5 protein-coding genes are annotated in these 5207 nt (G+C 67.4%); all 5 read left to right on the forward strand.

Going from position 1 to position 5207, the window contains the following annotated elements; translation table 11 throughout:
• The first annotated feature begins 137 nt into the window (after positions 1–137).
• The 5 genes from ybgF (at position 138) to AC1D00_RS25485 (ending at position 4945) form a co-directional block, all read left to right on the forward strand.
• Positions 138–1184 (forward strand): tol-pal system protein YbgF, encoded by a 1047-nt coding sequence (gene ybgF / locus AC1D00_RS25465; protein WP_477012545.1) that lies wholly within the window; start codon positions 138–140, stop codon positions 1182–1184.
• A gap of 83 nt (positions 1185–1267) precedes the next feature.
• Positions 1268–2344, forward strand: a complete 1077-nt coding sequence (tilS, locus tag AC1D00_RS25470) for a tRNA lysidine(34) synthetase TilS (protein ID WP_477012546.1) — start codon at positions 1268–1270, stop codon at positions 2342–2344.
• Between the two features lie 255 nt (positions 2345–2599).
• On the forward strand, positions 2600–4522 hold the full coding sequence (ftsH, locus tag AC1D00_RS25475; protein WP_018641582.1) for an ATP-dependent zinc metalloprotease FtsH: 1923 nt from the start codon (positions 2600–2602) through the stop codon (positions 4520–4522).
• A 7-nt stretch (positions 4523–4529) separates the two neighbouring features.
• Positions 4530–4769: a hypothetical protein gene (locus AC1D00_RS25480; protein WP_477012547.1), complete on the forward strand. Its 240-nt coding sequence runs from the start codon at positions 4530–4532 to the stop codon at positions 4767–4769.
• Entirely contained in the window at positions 4766–4945 is a 180-nt protein-coding gene (locus AC1D00_RS25485; RefSeq protein WP_477012548.1) for a hypothetical protein, read from the forward strand. Before AC1D00_RS25480 ends, AC1D00_RS25485 begins: the two co-directional genes overlap by 4 nt.
• Positions 4946–5207 lie beyond the last annotated feature (262 nt).

Raw genomic sequence — 5207 nt, forward strand, 5'->3', positions numbered from 1 at the left:
CACGGGCGCCGGTTTCGTTTCAGCGATCTGTGACAGAAACCCCTTTGTAGCAGTCACATTTTTGGCGTACTCCCCTTCAATGTGTGGCGCGTCGAATGTTCCGTCGCAGGCCATTTCGCTTTCGTCGTCAGGGCAAGATGTCATCCAGATTTAAGGTATTAACCGGCACCGTGGCGACCGCCGCGCTGCTCTCCTTGTGCTCGCCCGTCTTCGCGCAAACGGACGATGATCCCGAGATGCGGATCGAGCGGCTGGAGAACCAGCTGCGCCAGCTCACCGGCCAGAACGAAGAACTGCAATACCGCAATCGCCAGCTCGAGGAGCGCCTGCGGGCGCTCGAAGGCGGTGCGCAAGCCGCACCCGGGCAGGCGCCGGTCCAGCCCAATGTCGCTGCCGTGCCGCCCGCCCAAAGTTCGCCCTCTCAAGGCGCGCCGGGCTATCGCCAGCAGCAGCCCGCCCAGCCGAACTACGAGCAGCCGCAGAGCGCTTCTCCCGCGCCGATCGTTCAGGAGCAGCCGGCGCCCGGCGCTCCCGGCTCGCGCCGCCGCGGCGATGCCTTTGACCCCAGCCAGAATCCGAGCGCGCCCGGCGCGCCGCGCGCCCTCGGCGGCGGGCAGCAGCCGATGCAGGGAGGAGCCCCCGGCGGGCGCAACGCCGGCGAGCCGCTCGATCTCGCCAATACCAGCCCGCGCTATCAGCCGCAGGCCGCGCCCCCCGCAGCCCAGCCCGGCTATCCGCCGGCCCAACAGGGTTATCCCGCGCCTGCCGCAGGCGCTGGCCTGACCACGCTGCCGCCCTCGGCAACGCCGCGCGACGAGTTCGATCTCGGCATCGGCTACATGCAGCGCAAGGACTACGCGCTCGCCGAGCAGACCATGAAGAACTTTGCGCAGAAGTATCCGAGCGACCCGCTGCTCGGGGACGCGCAATACTGGCTCGGCGAGAGCTACTTCCAGCGCCAGCAATATCGCGACTCCGCGGAAGCCTTCCTCGCCGTCACCACCAAATACGAGAAGTCGGCCAAGGCGCCGGACGCGCTGCTGCGGCTCGGCCAGTCGCTGGCCGCGCTGAAGGAGAAGGAGGCCGCCTGCGCCGCCTTCGGCGAGGTCGGCCGCAAATATCCGCGCGCCTCCGCCGGCGTCAAAGCCGCCGTCGACCGCGAGCAGAAGCGGGTGAAGTGCTGACCACGCGGCGTTGCTCGCTGACAACGCGGATGGCGCTGCGCTAAAACGTGCCCGCCATTCGGTGGTGATTGCTGGGCAGCGCCATGTCAGACGACGATAGTTCTCCGATCTCGGTGCGCGAGGCGAAGCAGCTCTTCGCCGAGTTGAAAAGTGCGCCCGCACTGGTGCTCGCGGTGTCCGGCGGGCCTGACTCGATCGCGCTGATGTGGCTCGCCGCGCGCTGGCGGCGCAGCCTCGCGCGCGGCCCGCTTCTCACCGTCGTCACCGTCGATCACGGCCTGCGGGCCGAGGCGGCACRCGAGGCGCGCGAGGTGAAGCGGCTCGCCACCGAGCTTGGCTTGCCACACCGGACCCTGCGCTGGCGCGGCGCCAAGCCGAAGACGGGACTGCCCGCGGCCGCGCGCGAGGCCCGCTACCGCCTGCTCGTGCAGGCCGCGCGCAGCGTCGGTGCGAGCCATGTGCTGACCGCCCATACCCGCGACGACCAGGCCGAGACCCTGTTGATGCGCCTCGTCCGCGGCAGCGGACTTGCCGGGCTGTCGGCGATGGCGCGCCTCACGCCGCGCGACGGCATCGTGCTGGCGCGCCCGCTGCTCGACGTCCCGAAGGCGCAGCTGATCGCGACCCTGAAGCGCGCGAAGATCGGCTTTGCCGATGATCCCACCAACCGCGACACCGCCTTCACCCGGCCGCGGCTGCGCGCGCTGTTGCCGCAGCTTGCGGCCGAGGGCGGCGACGCCCGCAGTCTGGCGCGGCTCGCAGGCAGGCTGGCGCGCGCCAATGCGGCGGTGGAGGTGCTGACGGATGGGGCCGAGCGCTTCCTTCGTTTGAGGGATCGCGACGATGCGCCGCATGGGCCGGGCATGCGAAGTTTCGAGGCTGGCGCCTTCGCCACCCTACCGGAGGAGGTCCGGCTGCGGCTCCTGCTGCGGGCCATCAACGCGCTCGGGCACGAAGGGCCGGCGGAACTCGGCAAGGTCGAGACCCTGATGGCCGTGCTCGATCAAGCCATCCTTGATCAGGACATGGCCGCGAGCCCCCGCGCAGCCGCAAACGGCCGCCCGGTCCTGAAGCAGACCCTTGCGGGAGCCTTGATCAGCCTTGCCGGCGGGCGTATCCAGATTGCACCGGCGCCGGCCCGGCGGCGCAGGGACAGATGAGGGCGGATCATGACACCGGCTGTTTCGAGGCAGCGCCGTCAGGTCACCTTAACCAGGCAGGAAAAACCCCGGGTAGGTCGCCATTATTTCAGCGGGAATCGCCCTAAGATGGGATAAATAGTCCCATCTCGTTCCCTTGGCAGCGACCGGGGCGGCACCTAAATTGTATGCGTCTAACCGAGAGGATTCCTTGGGGATTTCCTCGTACTGCCCAAGGATTCAGGCCGCGATCCGCGCGACCACGAAGGAAGATCGATGAACGCCAATCTGCGCAATTTCGCCCTCTGGGTCATCATTGTCTTGCTGCTGTTGGCGTTGTTCACGCTCTTCCAGAATCCGGGTCAGCGCGCCTCCTCGCAGGACATCGCCTTCTCCCAGCTGCTGAGCGAGGTTGACCGCGGCAATGTGCGCGACGTCGTGATCCAGGGGCCGGACATCCACGGCACCTTCACCAACGGCTCCAGCTTCCAGACCTATGCGCCGAACGACCCGACGCTGGTCAAGCGCCTCTATGACAGCAAGGTCCAGATCACCGCGAAGCCGCCGGGCGACAACGTGCCCTGGTTCGTCTCGCTGCTGGTCTCCTGGCTGCCCTTCATCGCGCTGATCGGCGTCTGGATTTTCCTGTCGCGGCAGATGCAGGGCGGCGCCGGCAAGGCGATGGGCTTCGGCAAGTCGCGCGCGAAGATGCTCACCGAGGCGCATGGCCGCGTCACCTTCGAGGACGTCGCCGGCGTCGACGAAGCCAAGCAGGACCTGCAGGAGATCGTCGAATTCCTGCGCGACCCCGGCAAGTTCCAGCGCCTCGGCGGCCGCATTCCGCGCGGCGTGCTGCTGGTCGGCCCTCCCGGCACCGGTAAGACCCTGATCGCGCGTGCGGTCGCGGGCGAGGCCAACGTGCCGTTCTTCACCATCTCGGGCTCGGACTTCGTCGAGATGTTCGTCGGCGTCGGCGCGAGCCGTGTCCGCGACATGTTCGAGCAGGCCAAGAAGAACGCGCCCTGCATCATCTTCATCGACGAAATCGACGCCGTCGGCCGTCACCGTGGCGCCGGTCTCGGCGGCGGCAATGACGAGCGCGAGCAGACGCTGAACCAGCTGCTGGTCGAGATGGACGGCTTCGAGGCGAACGAGGGCGTGATCCTGATCGCCGCCACCAACCGCCCTGATGTGCTCGATCCCGCGCTGCTGCGTCCCGGCCGCTTCGACCGTCAGGTCGTGGTGCCCAATCCTGACGTCGTCGGCCGCGAGCAGATCCTCAAGGTCCACGTCCGCAAGGTGCCGCTGGCCCCCGATATCAACCTCAAGACCATCGCGCGCGGCACCCCGGGCTTCTCCGGCGCCGACCTGATGAACCTCGTCAACGAAGCCGCGCTCACCGCCGCCCGCCGCAACAAGCGGATGGTGACCCAGGCCGAGTTCGAGGAGGCCAAGGACAAGGTGATGATGGGCGCCGAGCGCAAGTCGCTCGTCATGACCGAGGAAGAGAAGCTCTTGACGGCCTATCACGAGGGCGGCCACGCCATCGTCGGCCTCAACGTGCCCGCGACCGATCCGATCCACAAGGCGACGATCATCCCGCGCGGCCGCGCACTGGGCATGGTCATGCAGCTGCCGGAGCGCGACAAGCTGTCGATGTCGCTGGAGCAGATGACCTCGCGCCTCGCCATCATGATGGGCGGCCGTGTCGCCGAAGAGCTGATCTTCGGCCGCGAGAAGGTGACCTCGGGCGCCGCCTCCGACATCGAGCAGGCGACGCGCCTGGCCCGCATGATGGTGACGCGCTGGGGCCTCTCGGAAGAGCTCGGCACCGTTTCCTACGGCGAGAACCAGGACGAGGTTTTCCTGGGCATGTCGGTGTCGCGCACGCAGAACGCCTCTGAAGCGACCGTCCAGAAGATCGACTCCGAAATTCGGCGCCTGGTCGAGGAAGGTTACAAGGAAGCGACCCGCATCCTCACCGAGAAGCATGCCGACCTCGAGGCGCTGGCCAAGGGCCTGCTCGAGTTCGAGACGCTCTCCGGTGACGAGATTGTCGATCTGCTCAAGGGCAAGAAGCCGAACCGCGAGTCCGTGCTCGAGCCGACCACGCCGCGCGCCTCCGCGGTGCCGCCGGCCGGCAAGTCGCGCCCGCGGCCCGATCCGGATCCGGGCCTGGAGCCGCAGCCGCAGGCGTAAAGCCTCCGTGGCCGGCTATTCCGGCAAACCGTTAGTGCAAAAGCTCGGCATCAAGCCGGGCTTTTGTATTTTTGTGGACGGCCTTTCGACGGCCTATCGCGATGTCGTCGGTGAATTGCCTGATGACGTGAAGATCGCAAGGACCGCCAAGGCGCCGCTCGACATGGTGCATGTCTTCGCGACCGAAGCGAAGGGCTTTGCGGTCAAGCTGCGCAGCTACCGCAAGGCGATCGCACCCCCGGGATGATCTGGGCGTCATGGCCGAAGAAGGCCTCAGGTGTCGTCACCGACGTGACGGAAACGCTGGTGCGCGAGACCGCGCTCGCAAACGGTCTCGTCGACATCAAGGTCTGCGCCGTCGACGACGTCTGGTCCGGCCTGAAGCTCGTGATCCCCGCGAAGGATCGTCCGGCGAAGAAGTAGGGTGGGCAAAGGCGCCCTTGCGCCGTGCCCACCATCTCCAGTGCGTCCGGGCGACGAGAGAGAGGCGCGCTGTAGCCGCAAGCTCCGTCATTGCGAGCGCAGCGAAGCAATCCAGAAATCCCGCCGCGGAAAGACTCTGGATTGCTTCGCTGCGCTCGCAATGTCGTTGTAGTTGCGGCGTGCCCGTGCTCACGAGGGTGGGCACGCTTGCGCTCTGCCCGCCCCACGATCTTCTCACTTCGCGGCCCCCTCAGCGCCACGC

The organism is Bradyrhizobium sp. P2_E8, from assembly GCF_056403875.1.

Bases quoted from the DNA above. Each gene is read 5' to 3' on its own strand.
- AC1D00_RS25485 (WP_477012548.1), top strand. From the start codon at position 4,766: ATGATCTGGGCGTCATGGCCGAAGAAGGCCTCAGGTGTCGTCACCGAC.
- ftsH (WP_018641582.1), top strand. From the start codon at position 2,600: ATGAACGCCAATCTGCGCAATTTCGCCCTCTGGGTCATCATTGTCTTG.
- ybgF (WP_477012545.1), top strand. From the start codon at position 138: ATGTCATCCAGATTTAAGGTATTAACCGGCACCGTGGCGACCGCCGCG.